Annotated in this window: 16 protein-coding genes and 1 tRNA gene; 10 read left to right on the top strand and 7 right to left on the bottom strand. The window is 64.3% G+C overall.

Going from position 1 to position 18001, the window contains the following annotated elements:
- Positions 1-304 precede the first annotated feature (304 nt).
- The 3 genes from H3H39_RS20185 to ilvC are packed head-to-tail and all read left to right on the top strand — an operon-like array spanning position 305 to position 3602.
- On the top strand, positions 305-2035 hold the full coding sequence (locus H3H39_RS20185) for an acetolactate synthase 3 catalytic subunit (protein ID WP_182155858.1): 1731 nt from the start codon (positions 305-307) through the stop codon (positions 2033-2035).
- A gap of 1 nt (position 2036) precedes the next feature.
- Entirely contained in the window at positions 2037-2528 is a 492-nt protein-coding gene (gene ilvN, locus H3H39_RS20180) for an acetolactate synthase small subunit (RefSeq protein ID WP_182155856.1), read from the top strand.
- Between the two features lie 57 nt (positions 2529-2585).
- Positions 2586-3602, top strand: coding sequence for a ketol-acid reductoisomerase (gene ilvC / locus H3H39_RS20175; RefSeq protein ID WP_182155854.1), 1017 nt, complete (start codon positions 2586-2588; stop codon positions 3600-3602).
- A gap of 73 nt (positions 3603-3675) precedes the next feature.
- Here the strand turns inward: ilvC and H3H39_RS20170 are convergent, their stop codons facing one another.
- A complete protein-coding gene (locus tag H3H39_RS20170; RefSeq protein ID WP_182155852.1) occupies positions 3676-3948 on the bottom strand; it encodes a BrnA antitoxin family protein in 273 nt (90 codons plus the stop codon).
- Positions 3890-4180: a BrnT family toxin gene (locus H3H39_RS20165; protein ID WP_182155850.1), complete on the bottom strand. Its 291-nt coding sequence runs from the start codon at positions 4178-4180 to the stop codon at positions 3890-3892. Before H3H39_RS20165 ends, H3H39_RS20170 begins: the two co-directional genes overlap by 59 nt.
- Before the next feature lie 234 nt (positions 4181-4414).
- Between H3H39_RS20165 and H3H39_RS20160 the strand changes: the two genes are divergently transcribed.
- The 5 genes from H3H39_RS20160 (at position 4415) to H3H39_RS20140 (ending at position 9957) form a co-directional block, all read left to right on the top strand.
- Positions 4415-5173: an SIMPL domain-containing protein gene (locus tag H3H39_RS20160; protein WP_182155848.1), complete on the top strand. Its 759-nt coding sequence runs from the start codon at positions 4415-4417 to the stop codon at positions 5171-5173.
- 151 nt (positions 5174-5324) lie between these two features.
- A complete protein-coding gene (locus H3H39_RS28405; RefSeq protein WP_182155846.1) occupies positions 5325-6923 on the top strand; it encodes a methyl-accepting chemotaxis protein in 1599 nt (532 codons plus the stop codon).
- A 211-nt stretch (positions 6924-7134) separates the two neighbouring features.
- Entirely contained in the window at positions 7135-8010 is an 876-nt protein-coding gene (gene pssA / locus H3H39_RS20150) for a CDP-diacylglycerol--serine O-phosphatidyltransferase (protein WP_182155844.1), read from the top strand.
- A gap of 52 nt (positions 8011-8062) precedes the next feature.
- Positions 8063-9610, top strand: coding sequence for a 2-isopropylmalate synthase (locus tag H3H39_RS20145; RefSeq protein ID WP_182155842.1), 1548 nt, complete (start codon positions 8063-8065; stop codon positions 9608-9610).
- A 71-nt stretch (positions 9611-9681) separates the two neighbouring features.
- The gene (locus H3H39_RS20140) at positions 9682-9957 is read left to right on the top strand and encodes an acylphosphatase (protein ID WP_182155840.1); all 276 of its coding nucleotides are present in this window, start codon (positions 9682-9684) and stop codon (positions 9955-9957) included.
- 31 nt (positions 9958-9988) lie between these two features.
- On the opposite strand, the gene H3H39_RS20135 is transcribed toward H3H39_RS20140, so the two are convergent.
- A complete protein-coding gene (locus H3H39_RS20135) occupies positions 9989-10468 on the bottom strand; it encodes a hypothetical protein (protein ID WP_229218149.1) in 480 nt (159 codons plus the stop codon).
- Positions 10469-10654: 186 nt separating this feature from the next.
- On the opposite strand from H3H39_RS20135, the gene rpsO reads away from it, so the two are divergent.
- Positions 10655-10924 carry a 30S ribosomal protein S15 gene (rpsO, locus tag H3H39_RS20130; RefSeq protein WP_173594619.1) on the top strand — a complete coding sequence of 90 codons (270 nt, stop codon included), beginning with the start codon at positions 10655-10657 and terminating at the stop codon, positions 10922-10924.
- A gap of 286 nt (positions 10925-11210) precedes the next feature.
- Positions 11211-13322: a polyribonucleotide nucleotidyltransferase gene (gene pnp, locus H3H39_RS20125; RefSeq protein WP_182155836.1), complete on the top strand. Its 2112-nt coding sequence runs from the start codon at positions 11211-11213 to the stop codon at positions 13320-13322.
- Between the two features lie 140 nt (positions 13323-13462).
- Here pnp and H3H39_RS20120 read toward each other — a convergent pair.
- The 4 genes from H3H39_RS20120 to fdhE form a co-directional block, all read right to left on the bottom strand.
- Positions 13463-13555 (bottom strand) — tRNA-Sec (locus H3H39_RS20120).
- 21 nt (positions 13556-13576) lie between these two features.
- The gene (selB, locus tag H3H39_RS20115) at positions 13577-15466 is read right to left on the bottom strand and encodes a selenocysteine-specific translation elongation factor (protein ID WP_182155834.1); all 1890 of its coding nucleotides are present in this window, start codon (positions 15464-15466) and stop codon (positions 13577-13579) included.
- A complete protein-coding gene (selA, locus tag H3H39_RS20110) occupies positions 15463-16944 on the bottom strand; it encodes an L-seryl-tRNA(Sec) selenium transferase (RefSeq protein WP_182155832.1) in 1482 nt (493 codons plus the stop codon). The genes selB and selA overlap by 4 nt, the downstream gene beginning before the upstream one ends.
- Positions 16941-17963 carry a formate dehydrogenase accessory protein FdhE gene (gene fdhE / locus H3H39_RS20105; protein WP_182155830.1) on the bottom strand — a complete coding sequence of 341 codons (1023 nt, stop codon included), beginning with the start codon at positions 17961-17963 and terminating at the stop codon, positions 16941-16943. Before fdhE ends, selA begins: the two co-directional genes overlap by 4 nt.
- Positions 17964-18001 lie beyond the last annotated feature (38 nt).

Here is an 18001-nt window from a genome sequence, read left to right as displayed (position 1 = left end):
CACCCCGAAGCTCTATGGTCTGGTCGCCGCTGGCACACAACGCCGCAATCGATTGGACGCGCTTTCATATGTAGGCAGTTTGCTCTAACCCGCGCCACAAGCGCGAGAGGTACGCACAACCGCTGCAGAATACTCCAGCCTAACGAAATTGCGTCCAGCGACGCCTTGTACGCTCCCTACGGTGAGCGGAAGAGGCACCGTGAGCGCATCGAAAAGGGCAGCTGGACGACGCTGTGGCAGTACGCATACTTCGACAGGACAGAGCATCCGATCAATCTCCAATGGACCTTGAAAGGAATGTTTTATGAATACCGAAGCAGCAGGAAACCAACTCACAGGCGCGGAAATCGTCGTGCGCTGCCTGGCCGAAGAGGGCGTTGAGCACGTCTTTGGCTACCCGGGCGGTGCCGTTCTGTACATTTACGACGCCATCTTCAAGCAAGACAAATTCCAGCACATCCTCGTTCGCCATGAGCAGGCCGCGATCCACGCCGCCGATGCCTATTCGCGCAGCTCGCAGAAAATCGGCGTCGCCCTGGTGACTTCCGGTCCCGGTGTGACCAACGCCGTCACGGGCCTGTCGACCGCCTATATGGACTCGATCCCGATGGTGGTCATTTCGGGCCAGGTGCCCAGCCACGCGATCGGCCAGGATGCGTTCCAGGAGTGCGATACGGTCGGTATCACCCGTCCCGTCGTCAAGCACAATTTCCTCGTCAAGGACGTCAAGGACTTGGCGGAAACCATCAAGAAAGCCTTCTTCATCGCCCGCACCGGCCGGCCCGGTCCTGTGCTGGTCGATATTCCGAAGGATATCTCGATGCACAAGACCACGTTCTCGTACCCGAAAGAGGTCGAGATGCGGTCCTACAAACCGGTTGATAAAGGCCATGCGGGCCAGATCCGCAAGGCCGTGCAGCTGCTGCTGCAAGCCGAGCGCCCCATGATCTACACGGGCGGCGGCGTGATCCTGGCCAATGCGGCACCGGAACTGAACAAGCTGGTCGACAAGCTGGGCTTCCCCGTCACCAACACGCTGATGGGCCTGGGCGCCTATCGCGCCAGCGACGAAAAGTTCGTCGGCATGCCCGGCATGCACGGTACCTACGAAGCGAACATGGCGATGCAGCACTGCGACGTCCTGATCGCCATCGGCGCCCGCTTCGACGACCGCGTGATCGGCAACCCGAAACACTTCGCCAGCCACCCGCGCAAGATCATCCACGTGGACATCGATCCATCGTCGATCTCCAAGCGCGTCAAGGTTGATATTCCCATCGTCGGCAACGTCAAGGACGTGCTGGTCGAATTCCTGGCCCAGCTCGACGCGGCCGAAACCAAGCCCAACGCGCCCGCGCTCAAGGACTGGTGGAAGCAGATCAACGAATGGCGCGGCCGCAAGTGCCTGGCCTATACCACGTCCGACCTGGTGATCAAACCCCAGGCCGTGGTGGAAAAACTGTGGGAAGTGACCAAGGGCGATGCCTTCATCACTTCCGACGTGGGCCAGCACCAGATGTGGGCGGCCCAGTACTACCCGTTCGACAAGCCCAAGCGCTGGTGCAACTCGGGCGGCCTGGGCACCATGGGTGTCGGCCTGCCGTACGCCATGGGCGTGCAGATGGCCAATCCGGACGCCACCGTCGCCTGCATCACGGGTGAAGGTTCGATCCAGATGTGCATCCAGGAGCTGGCGACCTGCAAGCAGTACCACCTGACGCCGAAGATCATCATGCTCAACAACCGCTTCCTCGGCATGGTGCGGCAGTGGCAGCAGATCGACTACGGTTCGCGTTATTCCGAGTCCTACATGGATTCGCTGCCCAACTTCGAGAAGCTGGCCGAGGCGTATGGCCACGTTGGCATGCGCATCGAGAAACCGGGCGATGTGGAAGGCGCGCTCAAGGACGCGTTTGGCATGAAAGACCGGCTGGTGTTCATGAACTTCATCACCGATCAATCTGAAAACGTATGGCCGATGGTGAAGGCGGGCAAAGGGCTCTCCGAAATGCTGTTGGGTTCGGAGGACTTATAAGATGCGACACATTATCTCTGTATTGCTGGAAAACGAAGCCGGCGCGCTGTCGCGCGTGGTGGGTCTGTTCTCGGCCCGCGGCTACAACATCGAAACGCTGACCGTGGCGCCGACGGAAGACGCGACCCTGTCGCGCATGACCATCGTCACCACCGGCTCGGATGACATCATCGAGCAGATCACCAAGCACCTGAACCGCCTGATCGAGGTGGTCAAGGTGGTTGATCTGACCGAAGGCGCCCACATCGAACGTGAGCTCATGCTCATCAAGGTGCGCGCCGTCGGCAAGGAGCGCGAAGAAATGAAGCGCACCGCCGACATCTTCCGTGGCCGCATCATCGACGTGACGGAAAAGACCTACACCATCGAACTGACCGGCAACAAGGGCAAGCTCGACGCGTTCATCGATTCGATCGACCGCGCCTCCATTTTGGAGACGGTCCGTACCGGCGGTTCCGGCATTGGACGCGGCGAACGCATCCTCAAGGTTTAACCGGACGTCCCCGACGCACGGCATCAAACAAACAATACCCCAAATATAGGAATTATCATGAAAGTTTTCTACGACAAAGACGCTGACCTCTCCCTGATCAAGGGCAAAAACGTGGCCATCATTGGCTACGGCTCGCAGGGCCACGCCCACGCGCAAAACCTGAGCGACTCCGGCGTCAACGTCACCGTGGGCCTGCGCAAGGGTGGTTCCTCGTGGTCCAAGGTTGAGAAGGCCGGTCTGAAAGTGGCGGAAGTGAACGACGCCGTCAAAGCCGCCGACGTCATCATGATCCTGCTGCCGGACGAGAACATCGCCCAGGTCTACAACGAAAACGTGGCACCGAACGCCAAGCAAGGCGCCGTGCTGGCCTTCGCGCACGGCTTCAACGTGCACTACGGCCAAGTCGTGCCACGCGCCGACCTGGACGTGATCATGGTCGCACCGAAGGCCCCAGGCCACACCGTGCGCGCCACCTACACCCAGGGGGGCGGCGTGCCGCACCTGGTCGCCGTGTACCAGGACAAGTCCGGCATCGCCCGCGACATCGCCCTGTCGTACGCTTCGGCCAACGGCGGTGGCCGTGCCGGCATCATCGAAACCAACTTCCGTGAAGAAACCGAAACCGACCTGTTCGGCGAACAAGCCGTGCTGTGCGGCGGTGCCGTGGAACTGATCAAAGCCGGTTTCGAAACCCTGGTCGAAGGCGGCTACGCGCCTGAGATGGCTTACTTCGAGTGCCTGCACGAACTGAAACTGATCGTTGACCTGATCTATGAAGGCGGTATCGCCAACATGAACTACTCGATCTCGAACAACGCCGAATACGGCGAGTACGTGACGGGCCCGAAAGTGGTGACGGAAGACACCAAGAACGCCATGCGCCAGTGCCTGAAGGACATCCAGACCGGCGAATACGCCAAGTCCTTCATCCTGGAAAACAAGGCCGGCGCCCCGACCCTGATCTCGCGCCGCCGCCTGACGGCCGAGCACCAGATCGAAGAAGTGGGCGCCAAACTGCGCGCCATGATGCCTTGGATCGCCAAGAACAAGATGGTCGATCAGTCGAAGAACTAAGCAGTACCTTCGCAATACGAAAAACCGGGACATGTTCCCGGTTTTTTTTCGTCCTTTGCGTGCAGCCTGGTGCTCAAATGTCGCTCAGGCGTTCGGCCATGCGTGTCTGCCAGCCCGGGCCGGTGGCTTTCCAGCGGGCGATCACGTCCGCAGGCAGGCGGATGGAAATCAGCTGGCGCGGATTGGCGAGCCGGGGGCGTCCGCCCTTTTTCACTTTGCCGCGTGCCAGCATGTCGTCGGTCAGTTCCGGTAGTTCGCTGTATTCTTCGGGCTGAATGCGATGGGCATCAACCTTCGTCAGATCCGACCCCAAGGAGTGGACCGATGCGTTTCTTTTCGCGTTCATTGGCCTTCCTCATGCTGAAAACGTGGCGTGCGGCGAGACGCGGCGCGTAGCCTATCACCACCATGCAGCCCGACAACAGGCCGTAGCAAATAATGCGTCGTTCGCCGTACTCTTTGCGTGTGTCCTCGATTTCAAAAGTTAGGCCAGCGAAAACATGTTGGGCGTCGGCAAAGTCCAAGCCGCGCTCAATCAATGTTTTGTCGCGTTTGCTTCTATCGAAGGTTATACGCATAATTATTGTAGATACAAAAACAGCGCGGGGCAAGCTTGCCGGAAGTCGCCGAGCGAATCTAGCGGTTGAGCATCGCTGGCGTGGGATGGTCTGCAATACCCATTTCAGCATCTGCGCGAAAGCGGCATGTTGACCATGCTTGAAGGTTGTTACAAACGCTCACCATGTGTTACCGGTCGTGGCGGCGCGATGCGGTACAGTGCTGCTTGTCGATATTTCAACCTGGAGCTCGCCATGACCGTCATTCATCAACTCGCGGCGGCCGCCGCCGTTTCCGTCGCCCTGGCCGCGCAGGCGGCACCGCTGGAACAATTGCCGACCTCCGGCACGCTCGTCGTCGTGCCTGCTTACGGCGAAGTCAAACAGGCCAACGACCTGGCCGTCATCACCCTGGCCGTCGAGGAGCAGGACAAGGACAAGGCCGCCGCCGCGTCGCGCGTTAACCTGAAAATGAAGCAGGGCATCGACATCGTCAGGCAGCACGACCCGCGCGCCAGCCTGAAGACGCAGGGCTATTACACCTATCCCGTCTACCCGGAAGACCGCCCCATGCCCAACGGTGCGGCGCCGCGCCCGCGCGTGCCGACCGCCTGGCGGGTGGGCCAGTATTTGCAGGTGACCACCACCAGCCTCGATACGCTGCCCAAGACGGTGGCCGCCGCCCAGCGCATACTGACCTTGAACAGCCTGAACTTCGGCCTGACGCCGGAAACGACCAAGAAGCTGGACGACCAGCGCATCGCCGCCACCTACCAGAACCTGAACGAGCGCATCGTCTCGATCGCCAACGCCATGGGCCGCAAGGTCGGCGACGCCGTGCTCGACACCATCGACTTTGAAGGTTCCGGCAACTACGCCCAGCCCGAGCGGGCCGCGCCCATGTTGATGCGGGCCGCGAAAATGGCCGACAGCGCGGAAGTGGCCGAACCCAGCTTCGAACCCGGCGAGACGACCTTGCAAATGCACGTTGTAGGGAAGGTACGTTTTCGCTAGTTTCCAAGCCGGTGACCGGGCCTGGCGAGCCAGCTGATGACTTCTTGCGTTGATCTTGTTTTAGAGCATGTTTTTTGACCGAAGGGAAAGGCATGCTGTGTTAGAGCGCCTGTTTTTCCGCAGGTGAAACGCTGACTCAACGGAGAACATCATGCTGAAGAATCTCACCATTAAAACCCGTCTGGTTATCGTCATCTCTTTTTTGTCGCTGGAATTGGTGTTTGGCGCCGTGGTTGGCATCGTCGGGCTGTATCTGGCAAATGACTCCATGCAATCCATGTACGCCGACCGGCTCGTTTGCCTGGGGCAGTTGGACCAGGTGGTGCGGCTGCTCAGCGCCAACCAGACCAACGCCGCCAAGGCGCTGACGGCGCCACCGGAAAAAGTGAAACGTCTGGTGGACGAGATCGAATCGAACGTGCAGCAAGTGGGCAAAGTGTGGGGCGAGTACATGGCCACCACGCTCACGCCGGACGAGGAGCGCCTGGCCGGGCAGGCCGCAGCCGCCCGCGCCGTCTTTCTGCAGCAAGGCTTGCTGCCCGTCGTGGCGGCGCTGCGTGCGGACGATCAGGCCAAGGCCGTGGAACTGGTGCAGGGCCGCATGGAGCAGACCTTCGTGCCGCTGCGCCGCGCGATCGACGAACTGATCGCCCTGCAACTCGACGTGGCGCGCGACACCTATCAAACCTCCGACCAGCGCTACCACTGGATCCGCAACTGGTGCCTGGCCGGTGTGGTGGTCGGCTTGCTGCTGGCGGCCGCCATTGGCTACTGGCTGGTGCGGGCCATCACGGTGCCGCTGAACGAGGCGGTGGAACTGGCCGGCGCCATCGCCGGCGGCGACCTGACCCGCACCATCGTCGTGCGCGGCAACGATGAGACGGGACGGTTGATGGCGGCCCTGCAAAAGATGAACGCCAGCCTGGTCAGCATCGTCGGCCAGGTGCGCTCCGGCACGGACACCATCGCCGTGGCCACTGGCGAGATCGCGGCAGGCAACCAGGACCTGTCGTCGCGTACCGAGCAGCAGGCCAGTTCGCTGCAGGAGACGGCGGCTTCGATGGAGCAGCTGACGGCCACCGTCAAACAAAACACGGATTACGCCATGCAGGCCAACGCGCTGGCCGAATCGGCATCGGCGGTGGCGGCCAAGGGCGGCCAGGTGATCGGCCAGGTGGTGGGGACCATGGATGAAATCACCGACTCGTCGCGCAAGATCGTCGACATCGTGGGCGTAATCGACAGCATTGCCTTCCAGACCAATATCCTGGCCTTGAACGCGGCCGTGGAGGCGGCGCGCGCCGGCGAGCAGGGGCGCGGCTTCGCCGTCGTTGCCAGCGAGGTGCGCAACCTGGCCCACCGTTCCGCCGGCGCCGCCAAGGAAATCAAGGCGCTGATCGGCGCCTCGGTGGAGCGGGTGGAGGCGGGCAGCCAGTACGTGAGCGCGGCCGGCAGCACCATGCGCGATATTGTCACCAGCGTGCGCAAGGTGAGCGATATCATCGGCGATATCACCCTGGCCAGTCAGGAACAGAGCAGCGGCATCGAGCAGATCAGCATCGCCATCAGCCAGATGGACCAGGTGACGCAGCAGAACGCGGCGCTGGTGGAGCAGGCGGCGGCTGCCTCGGAAGCCATGCAAAGCCAGGCGGGGCGGCTGTCGCAGGTGGTGGGCTTGTTCAAGCTCGATGGGGCGGGGCGTGACCATGGCGCGCCCGCCACCTTGCGCTTGACCGCCACCGTCGGCTGACGGGCGGTCCGCCACCGCGGCACTGGCCCGGGACGGTCGTTTTTCGCGCCGCCTGGCCACAAATGGGCCACATCCAGCCGCCCGCACGCCGGGCGGAGGGCGATGTTATGCCTGAACCGCCTCTTTTGTTGTCTGGTCTACTATAATGATGGCGCAACACGCTGACAAGAATAACGCGCGCATCATCCGCGGTACTTAGAATTGGACCAATATGGCAAATTTCCCCCGTCGCAGAGCCAAGAACGGCACCAACCAGGCCGCCAAGGCGCCCAAGCTGTCCCGTTTGGGCCGCTTTGCGCGCCAGCCGCTGGCTGAGGGCGTGGTCAAGCCCCGTCCGCGCGGGATCTACCTGCTGCCCAACGCTTTCACCACGGCCGCCCTGTTCTGCGGCTTTTACGCCATCGTGATGGCCATGAACCAGCGCTTCGAGCATTCGGCCTGGGCCATTTTCATCGCCATGGTGCTGGACGGCCTCGACGGCCGCATCGCCCGTTTGACCAATACCCAGAGCGAATTCGGCGCCCAGTACGACAGCCTGTCGGACATGGTGTCGTTCGGCGCCGCGCCGGCGCTGGTGGTGTATGAATGGTCGCTGCGCGGCTTGGGCAAGCTGGGCTGGATCGCCGCCTTCGTCTATTGCGCCGGCGCCGCGCTGCGCCTGGCCCGTTTCAATACCAACATCGAAGTGGTCGACAAACGCTTCTTCCAGGGCTTGCCCAGCCCGGCCGCCGCCGCGCTGGTGGCCGGCTTCATCCTGCTGATGGTGGACCAGGAAGTGTCGGGCATCGAACTGCGCTGGGTATCGTGGAGCATCGCCGTGTTCGCCGGCCTGACCATGGTCACCAACGTGCCGTTCTACAGTTTTAAAGACGTCAATTTCCGCAAGTCGGTGCCGTTCATCGCCGTGTTCCTGATCGCGCTGATGTTCGCCCTTGTATCGATCGACCCGCCCAAGGTGCTGTTCCCGATCTTCATCGCTTACGGCCTGTCGGGCTATGCGGTGTCGGCCTGGCGCCTGGCCAAGGGCAAGCCGGTCAGCCTGATCCAGACCGGCCATGAGCCGGTCGACCCGAGCGAACGCCGCTGATTGCGGCGGGCGGTCGGCCCACAGATATTTTATGTAACGCCACGGAGCCATCATGAGTAACCTGTCCAACCGCCTGATCATCTTTGATACCACCCTGCGCGACGGCGAGCAATCGCCCGGCGCCTCGATGACCAAGGATGAAAAGATCCGCATCGCCAAGCAGCTCGAACGGCTGCGCGTGGATGTGATCGAGGCCGGCTTCGCCGCCGCCTCGCAGGGCGATTTCGAATCCATCAAGGCCATCGCCAGCACGGTGCGCGAATCGACCATCTGCTCGCTGTCGCGCGCCAACGACCGCGACATCGCGCGCGCGGCCGAAGCGCTGGCGCCGGCCGCCCGCAAGCGTATCCACACCTTCATCGCCACGTCGCCGCTGCACATGGAAATGAAGCTGCGCATGCTGCCCGAGCAGGTGCTCACGCAGGCGAAGAACGCGGTGCGCTTCGCCCGCCAGTTCACGGACGATATCGAATTCAGCCCGGAAGACGGCAGCCGTTCGGACGAGGACTTCCTGTGCCGCGTGCTGGAAGGCGTGATCGCCGAAGGCGCCACCACCATCAACTTCCCCGACACGGTGGGCTACGCCGTGCCGGAAATGTTCGGTGAAACCATCCGCCGCCTGCGCGAGCGCATTCCCAATTCCGACAAGGCCATCTGGTCGGTGCATTGCCACAACGACCTGGGGCTGGCCGTGGCCAACTCGCTGGCCGGCGTGATGATAGGCGGCGCGCGCCAGATCGAGTGCACCATCAACGGCCTCGGTGAGCGGGCCGGTAACACGGCGCTGGAGGAAGTGGTGATGGCGCTGCGCACCCGCCAGGCTTATTACAACCTGGAAGTGGGCATCGACACCACCCAGATCGTGGCGGCCTCCAAGATGGTGTCGCAGATCACCGGCTTCGCCGTGCAGCCCAACAAGGCCGTGGTGGGCGCCAACGCCTTCGCGCATGCTTCGGGCATCCACCAGGATGGCATCCTGAAAGCGCGCGAAACCTACGAGATCATGCGTGCCGAAGATGTGGGCTGGACCGCCAACAAGATCGTGCTGGGCAAGCTGTCGGGCCGTAACGCCTTCAAGCAGCGCTTGCAGGAACTGGGCATCGAACTCGATTCGGAAGCGGAAGTGAACGCCGCCTTCGGCCGCTTCAAGGAACTGGCCGACCGCAAGGCCGACATCTTCGACGAGGACATCATGGCCCTGGTGTCGGACGAGCAGCAGGCGCAGGAAAGCGAGCACTATCGCTTCGTGTCGCTGGCCCAGCGTTCCGAAACGGGTGAGACGCCGATGGCCAAGGTGGTGTTCTCCATCGACGGCCAGGAATACACCTGCGAAGGGCATGGCGATGGCCCGGTGGACGCCACCGTCAACGCCATCGAAGGCCAGGCCGCCAGCGGCGCCGAACTGGTGCTGTTCTCGGTGAACGCCATCAGCACGGGCACCCAGTCGCAAGGCGAAGTGACCATGCGCTTGTCCAAGGAAGGCCGCATCGTCAATGGCGTGGGCTCCGATCCCGACATCATCGTGGCCTCGGCCAAGGCTTACCTGTCGGCGCTCAACAAGCTGCATTCGAAGATCGAACGGGTCAACCCGCAGATCTGATAGCAGAACGCGGTAGCATGGGGTGGGGTGCGCCATGACGTGCCCCACCGGTCGACAAGGCGAGGCGGCGGATGGCCAAACGGTTGGTGATAGAAGGGCGGGTGCAGGGCGTCGGTTACCGCGCGGCGTTCGCACGGCAGGCCGAAACGCTGGGCCTGGATGGCTGGGTGCGTAACCGCCGCGACGGGGCTGTGGAAGCTTGCGTCCACGGCGAGCCGGCCGCGATGGACACCATCATCGTGTGGGCCAGGCGCGGGCCGCCGTCCGCCCAGGTGGCCCAAGTGACCGTCGAGGAATGCAGCGCGGAAGGTCTGGTCGGCGGCCTGCGGATATTGCCCACGGCCTGAGCCGGCCTGAATCGGCCTGTATCGCCCGGTGTTAATGGCGCCGGCGCTCCTCCCGTTCCGGATCGGGGCCGTTGACCATCCTGCCGACGGTGCCGTTGGCGGCGAACTCCACGTACATCACGGAATCCCACACATCCTGTTCCTTGTAGCGGTACATCCATACGTCAGACGGGCTGTAGGCGAAACGCCGTACTTCGGCCGGGCGGCCGAAGCGGTGCAGGATGGCGTCGCGGTCATCCTTGCCGATGCGCACGGTGGCGAAGTTGGCGCTGGTGAGCACCTGCTGGTACGACACCAGCCGGCCTTGTGGGTCCAGGCGGGCCATCCAGGTGGTTTGGCCGGCCGGTCCGTACGCATATTCGAGCAAGGTATCGACGCCGTCGCGGTAGGTGGCGGTAGGGGTGCCCAGCGCGGCGCGCACGGTCGCTTCCGGTGTGCCCGGCGTGAGCGAGGGCACACCCCAGCCACCCCGGCCGGCGCAAGCGGTCGCCAGGACGGCTAAAATTGCCAAAAAAGCCAGATTTTTCATGGCGCCACCGTCAAGTAATGAGGAAGGGCAGTAAGAATTGTAGCCAACACTGGCAATGCGCGCTGTTTTTCCGATATACTTGCGGGTCTGGTCTTTCGGCCGGAATTTTTTTGAAGTTCACGGTGCGCAGGGTTCAGACTCCGTGCACCGCATGTTAAAGGTAAAATCATGACCGTAGAAAACATCAACAAAGCCGCCATCATCGCGGACAACGCCCGTGGTCAAAACGACACCGGCTCCCCAGAAGTTCAAGTTGCGCTGCTGACCGCACGCATCAACGAACTGAACGGTCACTTCAAAGCTCACTCGAAGGATCACCACTCGCGCCGCGGCCTGATCATGATGGTCAACCGTCGTAAGAGCCTGCTGTCCTACCTGAAGGGCAAAGATGCAACCCGTTATCGCGATCTGATCGCTAAACTCGGCCTGCGTAAGTAATTTTTGCGCCACCCGGTTTAAACCGAAATGCCTGCGCCAGTTCGCTGACGCGGGCATTTTGTCATTTGGCCCGGCAACAAATTGCTAAGAGGAACAGTCTCTTGGCACAGCAACATGGCATTCCCGAATACGCACGCTGCCGTTTCACAATGCGGCAGTCGCGCAGTGAAAGCGCAGTGATAGCAGTGATAGCAGTAAAGGCGGCCCATCTTACAAGGAGACGCCGCCTGTGGTGAGGTGAACGACAGCCCCTGAAAATCTGTCGGCAAATAGAAAGGGAATACCCATGTTTAACAAAGTTACGAAAACCTTCCAGTACGGCCAACATCAAGTCACGCTGGAAACCGGCGAAATCGCCCGCCAGGCATCGGGCGCGGTCATGGTATCGATCGAAGATACCGTGATCCTGGCCACCGTGGTGGCACGCAAGGACGCCAAGCCCGGTCAGGACTTCTTCCCGCTGACCGTCGATTACGTCGAGAAGACCTATGCCGCAGGCAAGATCCCCGGCGGTTTCTTCAAGCGCGAAGGCCGTCCTTCGGAAAAAGAAACGCTGACCTCGCGTCTGATCGACCGTCCTATCCGTCCGCTGTTCCCTGAAGGTTACCTGAATGAAGTGCAGATCATCATTCACGTGCTGTCGGTCAACCCTGAAATCGATCCAGACATCGCCGCCATGATCGGCGCCTCGGCCGCCCTGTGCGTGTCCGGCGTGCCATTCAACGGCCCGATCGGCGCCGCCCGCGTGGGTTACGCCAATGGCCAGTACATCCTGAACCCGACCGTCGAGCAACTGAAGACGTCGCAGATGGACCTGGTGGTCGCCGGTACCGAAACGGCCGTGCTGATGGTCGAATCGGAAGCCAAACAGCTGTCCGAAGAAATCATGCTGGGCGCCGTGGTTTATGGCCACGACCAGATGAAGGCCGTGATCGACGCGATCCACGAGCTGGTGCGCGACGGCGGCAAGCCGGAAGTGCAATGGACCGCCCCGGCCAAGAACGAAGCGCTGATCGCCCGCGTGGCGCACTTCGCCGAAGCGAAGATCCGCGACGCTTACCTGACCAAGGACAAGCAAGAGCGTACCGCCAAGCTGAAGGCCGCCACCAGTGAAGTGATGGCCGACCTGGCCGCCGAAGCGACTGCCGAGGCACCGGACGCCGCCGAAGTGGGCAACATCCTGTTCGACATGGAAGCCAAGATCGTGCGTTCGCAGATCCTGGAAGGCGAGCCACGTATCGACGGCCGCGACACCCGCACCGTGCGTCCGATCGCGATCCGCACCTCCGTGCTGCCACGCACCCACGGTTCGGCCCTGTTCACCCGCGGCGAAACCCAAGCGCTGGTGGTGGCCACCCTGGGCACGGCCCGCGACAGCCAGAAGATCGACGCGCTGATGGGCGAGTTCACCGACTCGTTCATGCTGCACTACAACATGCCTCCGTTCGCCACCGGCGAAACGGGCCGCGTGGGCACGCCCAAGCGCCGCGAAATCGGCCACGGCCGCCTGGCCAAGCGCGCGCTGATCGCCGCGCTGCCATCGGCCGACGAGTTCAGCTACTCCGTGCGCCTGGTGTCGGAAATCACGGAATCGAACGGTTCCTCGTCGATGGCTTCCGTCTGCGGCGGCTGCCTGGCGCTGATGGATGCCGGCGTGCCGATGAAAGAGCACGTGGCCGGTATCGCCATGGGCCTGATCAAGGAAGGCGGCCGTTTCGCCGTGCTGTCGGACATCCTGGGTGACGAAGACCACCTGGGCGACATGGACTTCAAGGTAGCCGGTACCCGCAACGGTATCACGGCGCTGCAGATGGACATCAAGATCATGGGCATCACCAAGGAAATCATGCAAGTGGCGCTGGCGCAAGCCAAGGAAGGCCGCGAGCACATCCTGGGCGAAATGCAGAAAGCCATGCCGCACGTGAAGACCGAGCTGTCGGACTTCGCACCGCGCCTGATCACCATCAAGATCAACCCAGAGAAGATCCGTGACGTGATCGGCAAGGGCGGCGCCGTGATCCGCGCGCTGACCGAAGAGACCGGCACCCAGATCGACATCAGCGACGAAGGCGTGGTCACCATCGCCTCCGTGGACGCTGCCGCCGGCCAGGAAGCCAAGCGCCGCATCGAAGAGCTGACCGCCTCGGTCGAAGTGGGCAAGACCTACGACGGCGTGGTGTTGAAGCTGCTGGACTTCGGCGCGATCGTGCAAGTCATGCCAGGCAAGGATGGCCTGCTGCACATCTCGCAGATCGCCAACGAGCGTGTGAACGCCGTGGCCGACTACCTGAAAGAAGGCCAGGCAGTGCGCGTGAAAGTGCTGGAAACGGACGACCGCGGTCGTCTGAAGCTGTCGATGAAAGCGGCCGCTGAAGAAGGCGCCGCAGCAGCCCAGTAATCTTTCGGCTTAGTCTGAAGCAAAAAACCGCCAGTGCGTGAGCCTGGCGGTTTTTTTATTCCTTATGGTTTTGCGAGCAAGGGGCTCGCGGCCCGGATTCTTGCGCCATTATCCGCTGAGGGCAAGCGCGAATGGATGGGCGGAAGGCAGTAGGAGTCGAACTTACGAGGGAGCGGCTGACGCCCCCCACCGGGTTTGAAGCCCGGCCCCATCACCGGATGAGTATGCCTTCCTCGTGGTGCGTCAAAACGGCGCTACGACCATACGGCGTTGGGCCGTACCAGATGGATGTTGCCTACGCGCCGAGTATAGCCGACGCGGTCAAAGTACTCCAGCAGCTGGATGGCGCGCTTGCGGCCCAGCGCCGTGGCGTCGCGGAACGAGGCGGCTTGCGCTTCGGGCAGCGTGGCGACGATGCGCGCCAGTTCGGCCAGCCGTGCCGGATGGTAGAACAGGTCCGGCACCACTTGACCCACGTCGCCGCTGCGATTGAGCTTGCGCAGCAGGCGCCGCACGTCGTCCTCCGCCATGCCCGTCTTGCGCGCAAGGTCTCGCACCCATGGCGGATCGTAGCTACCGGCCAGCAATGAGGCCAGCAAGGGTGCGGCCAGCGCCTGCTCCTGCGGGCTCAATTCGAGGCGATGCTCGGGCAGGTGCAGGCTTCGGCCGCGCTGGCATACGCGGCCCGCCGCAATCAGTTGTTCCAGCAGGTCGCTCCACAGCTTGTCTTCCGCATCGGGCGCCACCATGCGTTTCAGTCGCCACCATTCCGGGCCCGCCTCGTCGGGCGCGCGGGCGTGGAACTGGGCCAGCGCGGCGATGGCGCGTTCCTGCAGCGCTTGCGCGCTGGCGCGCGCGATCAGCAGCGCGTCGCCGCCCGCCAGTGCGATGCGCATGGCGTCCGGCGGCAACGTAAGACGGTCCGCCGGCAGCAGCGTCAGGCGTGTCAGCGTGGATGCACGCAGGCCGTGCGGGCTGCAGGCCAGCGGCGCGGCCAGGCCGCCGTCGGCGAGATAGCCGGACATGGCTTGCAACCACGCCAGCCGTTCGGCGCTGCGCCGTTTCCGGGCCGGCGCGAACGGGTCCAGCACCACGCCACCGCCGATGGTGGCGCTGGCCTGCGCGTTGCGGATGATAAAGCGGTCGCCGGGCGCCGCGTGCACGGGCGCATCGAGCACCAGTTGTACGCGGCCTGTGTGGCCGGGCGCCAGTATGTCGCCATCGAGCGGCACCACGTGCGCCGTGCGATGGGCGGCGCCCAGGTGCACGTGCAACGGCGACCACGATGCGAGCGGCGCACCGGCGCCGGCCAGCAGCGACAATTCGGCGTCCAGCCGTTCGCCGCAATCGGCCAGCGCGGGCGCCACCACCCAGCTGCCACGGTCGATATCCTCGCGCGCGGCGCCGCCCAGGTTCAGCGCCAGCCGCTGGCCGGCCATGCCGCGTTCGGCCGCGCGGTTCTGCGCGTGGATGCCGCGCACCCGCACTTGCCGGCCGCCGGGCGCCAGCCGCAGCAGGTCGCCCACCCGCACGGCGCCCGCCAGCGCGGTGCCGGTGACGACGGTGCCTTGTCCGGCCAGCGTGAACACGCGGTCCACGCCCAGCCGGAACAGGCCTTGCTCGTCGCGGGCGGGCAGCTGGCGGGCGGTGGCGCTCAGATGCGCCAGCAGCGCCGCCACGCCCGCGTCGTTGGCCGCCGTGGCGTTGGTGCGGAACAGGGGAGCGTCGTCGAAGCCCATGGCGGACAGCAGGGCGCGAACCTCGCCTTCCACTTGCGCCAGCCGGGCCGGGTCGGCGCGGTCGGCCTTGGTCAGGGCCACGGCCCCGCGCCGCACGCCCAGCAGGCGCAGGATGGACAGGTGTTCCAGCGTTTGCGGCATGATGCCGTCGTCGGCCGCCACCGCCAGCAGCGCGTAGTCGATGCCGGTCACGCCGGCGGCCATGGTGCGGATGAATTTCTCGTGGCCGGGAACGTCGATCACACCCAGCACCAGGCCATCGTCGAGCGGCAAATAGGCGTATCCGAGTTCGATCGAAATGCCGCGGGCCTTTTCTTCCTTCAGGCGATCCGTGTCGACGCCGGTCAGGGCGCGCGTGAGCGTGGTCTTGCCATGGTCGATATGGCCCGCGGTGCCGACGATCATACGGCCAGCGATTCGAGTTGTTCGACGAAGCGCTGCTGCTGATCTTCGTCCAGGCAGCGCAGGTCCAGCCACAGGGCGTCCTGCGCGATGCGGCCGACCACGGGGATGGGCAGGGCGCGCAGCCGCCGTTCCAGCATGCCCAGCGCGTCGCGCACGCGCGCGCCTGGAGCGGCGCGCACCGTCAGGCCGTGGCTGGGCAGCAGGTCCACCGGCAGCGCGCCGCTGCCGATCTGGCTGGTCATGGCTTCGTCGCGCACGTCGTAATCGGCGCCCAGCGCGCGCCGCAGCAGCGGCAGGATGGCTTGCGCCTGCGCGCGCATATCGGCGGCCGGGCGCGTGAGCAGGCGCAGCGTGGTCAGGCGGACGGGCAACAGGTCGGGGGCGCGGTACAGGGCCAGTACGGGCGCCAGCGCGGCCAGCGTCAGTTTGCCGACCCGCAGCGCGCGCTTGAGCGGGTTGCGTTTGATGCGCGCGATCAGGTCGGCGCGGCCGGCGATGATGCCGCATTGCGGCCCGCCCAGCAGCTTATCGCCGCTGAAGGTCACCAGGTCGGCGCCGGCGGCGACGGTCTCGCGCACCGTCGTTTCATGTGGCAGGCCATATTGTTCCAGGTCCACCAGTGTGCCGCTGCCCAGATCCACAGCCAGCGGGATACCCCGGTCGCGTGCCAGCGGCGCCAGCTCGGCCACCGCCACGCTTTTCGTGAAGCCGGTGATGACGTAATTGCTGCAATGGACCTTGAGCAGCAGCGCCGTCTGCGCATTGGCGGCGTTGGCGTAATCGTGCGGGTGCGTGCGGTTGGTGCTGCCCACTTCGCGCAGCGTGGCGCCGGCGCGCTGCATGATGTCCGGGATGCGGAACGCGCCGCCGATCTCCACCAGCTCGCCGCGCGAGACGATGGCTTCGCGGCCATGGGCCAGCGTGTCGAGCATCAGCAGCACGGCGGCGGCGTTGTTGTTGACGATGGTGACGGCTTCGGCGCCGGTCAGCTCGCGCAGCAGCGCTTCCACCAGGTCGTCGCGGTCGCCGCGCCTGCCCATGTCGATGTCCCATTCCAGGTTCATGGGCCAGCGCAGCGCTTCGGCCACGGCTTGCACGGCGCTGTCGGGCAGCAGCGCGCGGCCCAGGTTGGTATGCAGTACGGTGCCGCTCAAATTGAACAGGGGGCGCAGCGGTGAGCGGTTGGCCTGCGCCAGCCGCTGCGCCAGCAGGGCGGTGATGGCGGGGATGGCGATCTGGCCGGCCGGGGATGACGCTGCGCCGCCGGCATTGGCCACGCGCAGCATGTCGCCGCGCAGCTCGGCCAGCAGCGCGCGCGCCGCGGCCAGAGTCTGCACGCGGCCGTATTCGGCCAGCAGCGGCTGGCATGATGGATCGGCCAGGATCAGATGCACGGCCGGCAGATGCACGCTGCGCGCGCCGGCCGCGCCGGTGTCCGCCGCCGCGCCCTCGGTTGCCCCTGGCGGTGCGCCGCTCATGGCGCGCTGAACCACAGCAAGGGATTGCCGCTGGCGCGCGCATAACCAGCTTCGCCCACCAGCACGTCGAGCATCAGGCTGGCCAGGTCATCGGCCAGCGGTTCGACCTCATAGTCATGCTCCTGGTTGAATATTTTGCGGTAACTGTGGCAGTCGTCGCAGGTTTCCGCGCGCGCCACGCGCGATGGGTCGTTGGCTTTGTTGATGGCGTCGGACGGCGGCGCGGTACCGCCGTCCGCGTCCTCCAGGCTTTGGTAGGCCACGTGCGCGTTCTGCTCGCAGCTGGAACATTTGACGCGCACCATATGCCATTCACTGGCGCAGATGCCGCAGTGCAGATAGCGGTAACCCTGCGATTGTCCGCCGATGCGGATCACGCTGGCCACCGGATGCGAGCCACACACGGGGCACAGGGCGCCCGTGACCAGCGGCTGCACGTGGCGCGCGTCGAGCAGGCTGGCCTGCAATGTCCACACCACCTGCAGCGCGGCTGCCACGAACGGCGCATGGAGCGGGTTGATGCCGTCACCGAACTGCGCCAGCACGGCGTCGGCGCAGCCGTCCAGTTCGGCGTCCGAGAGCGCACGCAGTTCGTCCAGCACCGACGAAAGTTGCGGCTGGCTGTTGGCCAGCGTGCCCATTTGCGCCAGCAGGTTGTCAAACACGCCGCGCCACGCGCGCGGGCGGGCGCCGCTGACGGGCAGCGGCGGCATGTTGTGACTGAGCGCCTGGGCGATGGCGGCGTGGCCGGGCAGGTTGATGGCCGCCGCCAGTGCGCTGGTATCGGACGGCAGGGCCAGCGTGACGGCCGCCTGCGCATCGACCAGCGCGGCCATCAGCAGCAGGTAGCCGCGCAAGGTGGCGCCAACGGGAATGCCCTTGATGTCGTTATTGGCCAGCCGGCGCAGGCGTGCGGCGCGGGCGCGGAACAGGCCGCGCGGCTGCGGCAGCAGCAGGCGCGGAATGGCGGTGTGATCGAGCGCTTCGATCTCGCCGGGTGCAAGCAGGCGTTGTACCAAGTAAGTCCCCCGTCCCAGAATGCCGATCCGGCCCGCCA

It is taken from the genome of Rugamonas apoptosis (assembly GCF_014042355.1).
GTDB lineage: Bacteria > Pseudomonadota > Gammaproteobacteria > Burkholderiales > Burkholderiaceae_D > Rugamonas > Rugamonas apoptosis.
This window is presented reverse-complemented; position numbering and strand designations above follow the sequence as displayed.

Excerpts from the sequence above, each read along its gene's own strand:
- H3H39_RS20185 (WP_182155858.1), top strand. The coding sequence starts at position 305 with ATGAATACCGAAGCAGCAGGAAACCAACTCACAGGCGCGGAAATCGTC.
- ilvN (WP_182155856.1), top strand. The coding sequence starts at position 2,037 with ATGCGACACATTATCTCTGTATTGCTGGAAAACGAAGCCGGCGCGCTG.
- ilvC (WP_182155854.1), top strand. The coding sequence starts at position 2,586 with ATGAAAGTTTTCTACGACAAAGACGCTGACCTCTCCCTGATCAAGGGC.
- H3H39_RS20170 (WP_182155852.1), bottom strand. The coding sequence starts at position 3,948 with ATGAACGCGAAAAGAAACGCATCGGTCCACTCCTTGGGGTCGGATCTG.
- H3H39_RS20165 (WP_182155850.1), bottom strand. The coding sequence starts at position 4,180 with ATGCGTATAACCTTCGATAGAAGCAAACGCGACAAAACATTGATTGAG.
- H3H39_RS20160 (WP_182155848.1), top strand. The coding sequence starts at position 4,415 with ATGACCGTCATTCATCAACTCGCGGCGGCCGCCGCCGTTTCCGTCGCC.
- H3H39_RS28405 (WP_182155846.1), top strand. The coding sequence starts at position 5,325 with ATGCTGAAGAATCTCACCATTAAAACCCGTCTGGTTATCGTCATCTCT.
- pssA (WP_182155844.1), top strand. The coding sequence starts at position 7,135 with ATGGCAAATTTCCCCCGTCGCAGAGCCAAGAACGGCACCAACCAGGCC.
- H3H39_RS20145 (WP_182155842.1), top strand. The coding sequence starts at position 8,063 with ATGAGTAACCTGTCCAACCGCCTGATCATCTTTGATACCACCCTGCGC.
- H3H39_RS20140 (WP_182155840.1), top strand. The coding sequence starts at position 9,682 with ATGGCCAAACGGTTGGTGATAGAAGGGCGGGTGCAGGGCGTCGGTTAC.
- rpsO (WP_173594619.1), top strand. The coding sequence starts at position 10,655 with ATGACCGTAGAAAACATCAACAAAGCCGCCATCATCGCGGACAACGCC.
- pnp (WP_182155836.1), top strand. The coding sequence starts at position 11,211 with ATGTTTAACAAAGTTACGAAAACCTTCCAGTACGGCCAACATCAAGTC.
- selB (WP_182155834.1), bottom strand. The coding sequence starts at position 15,466 with ATGATCGTCGGCACCGCGGGCCATATCGACCATGGCAAGACCACGCTC.
- selA (WP_182155832.1), bottom strand. The coding sequence starts at position 16,944 with ATGAGCGGCGCACCGCCAGGGGCAACCGAGGGCGCGGCGGCGGACACC.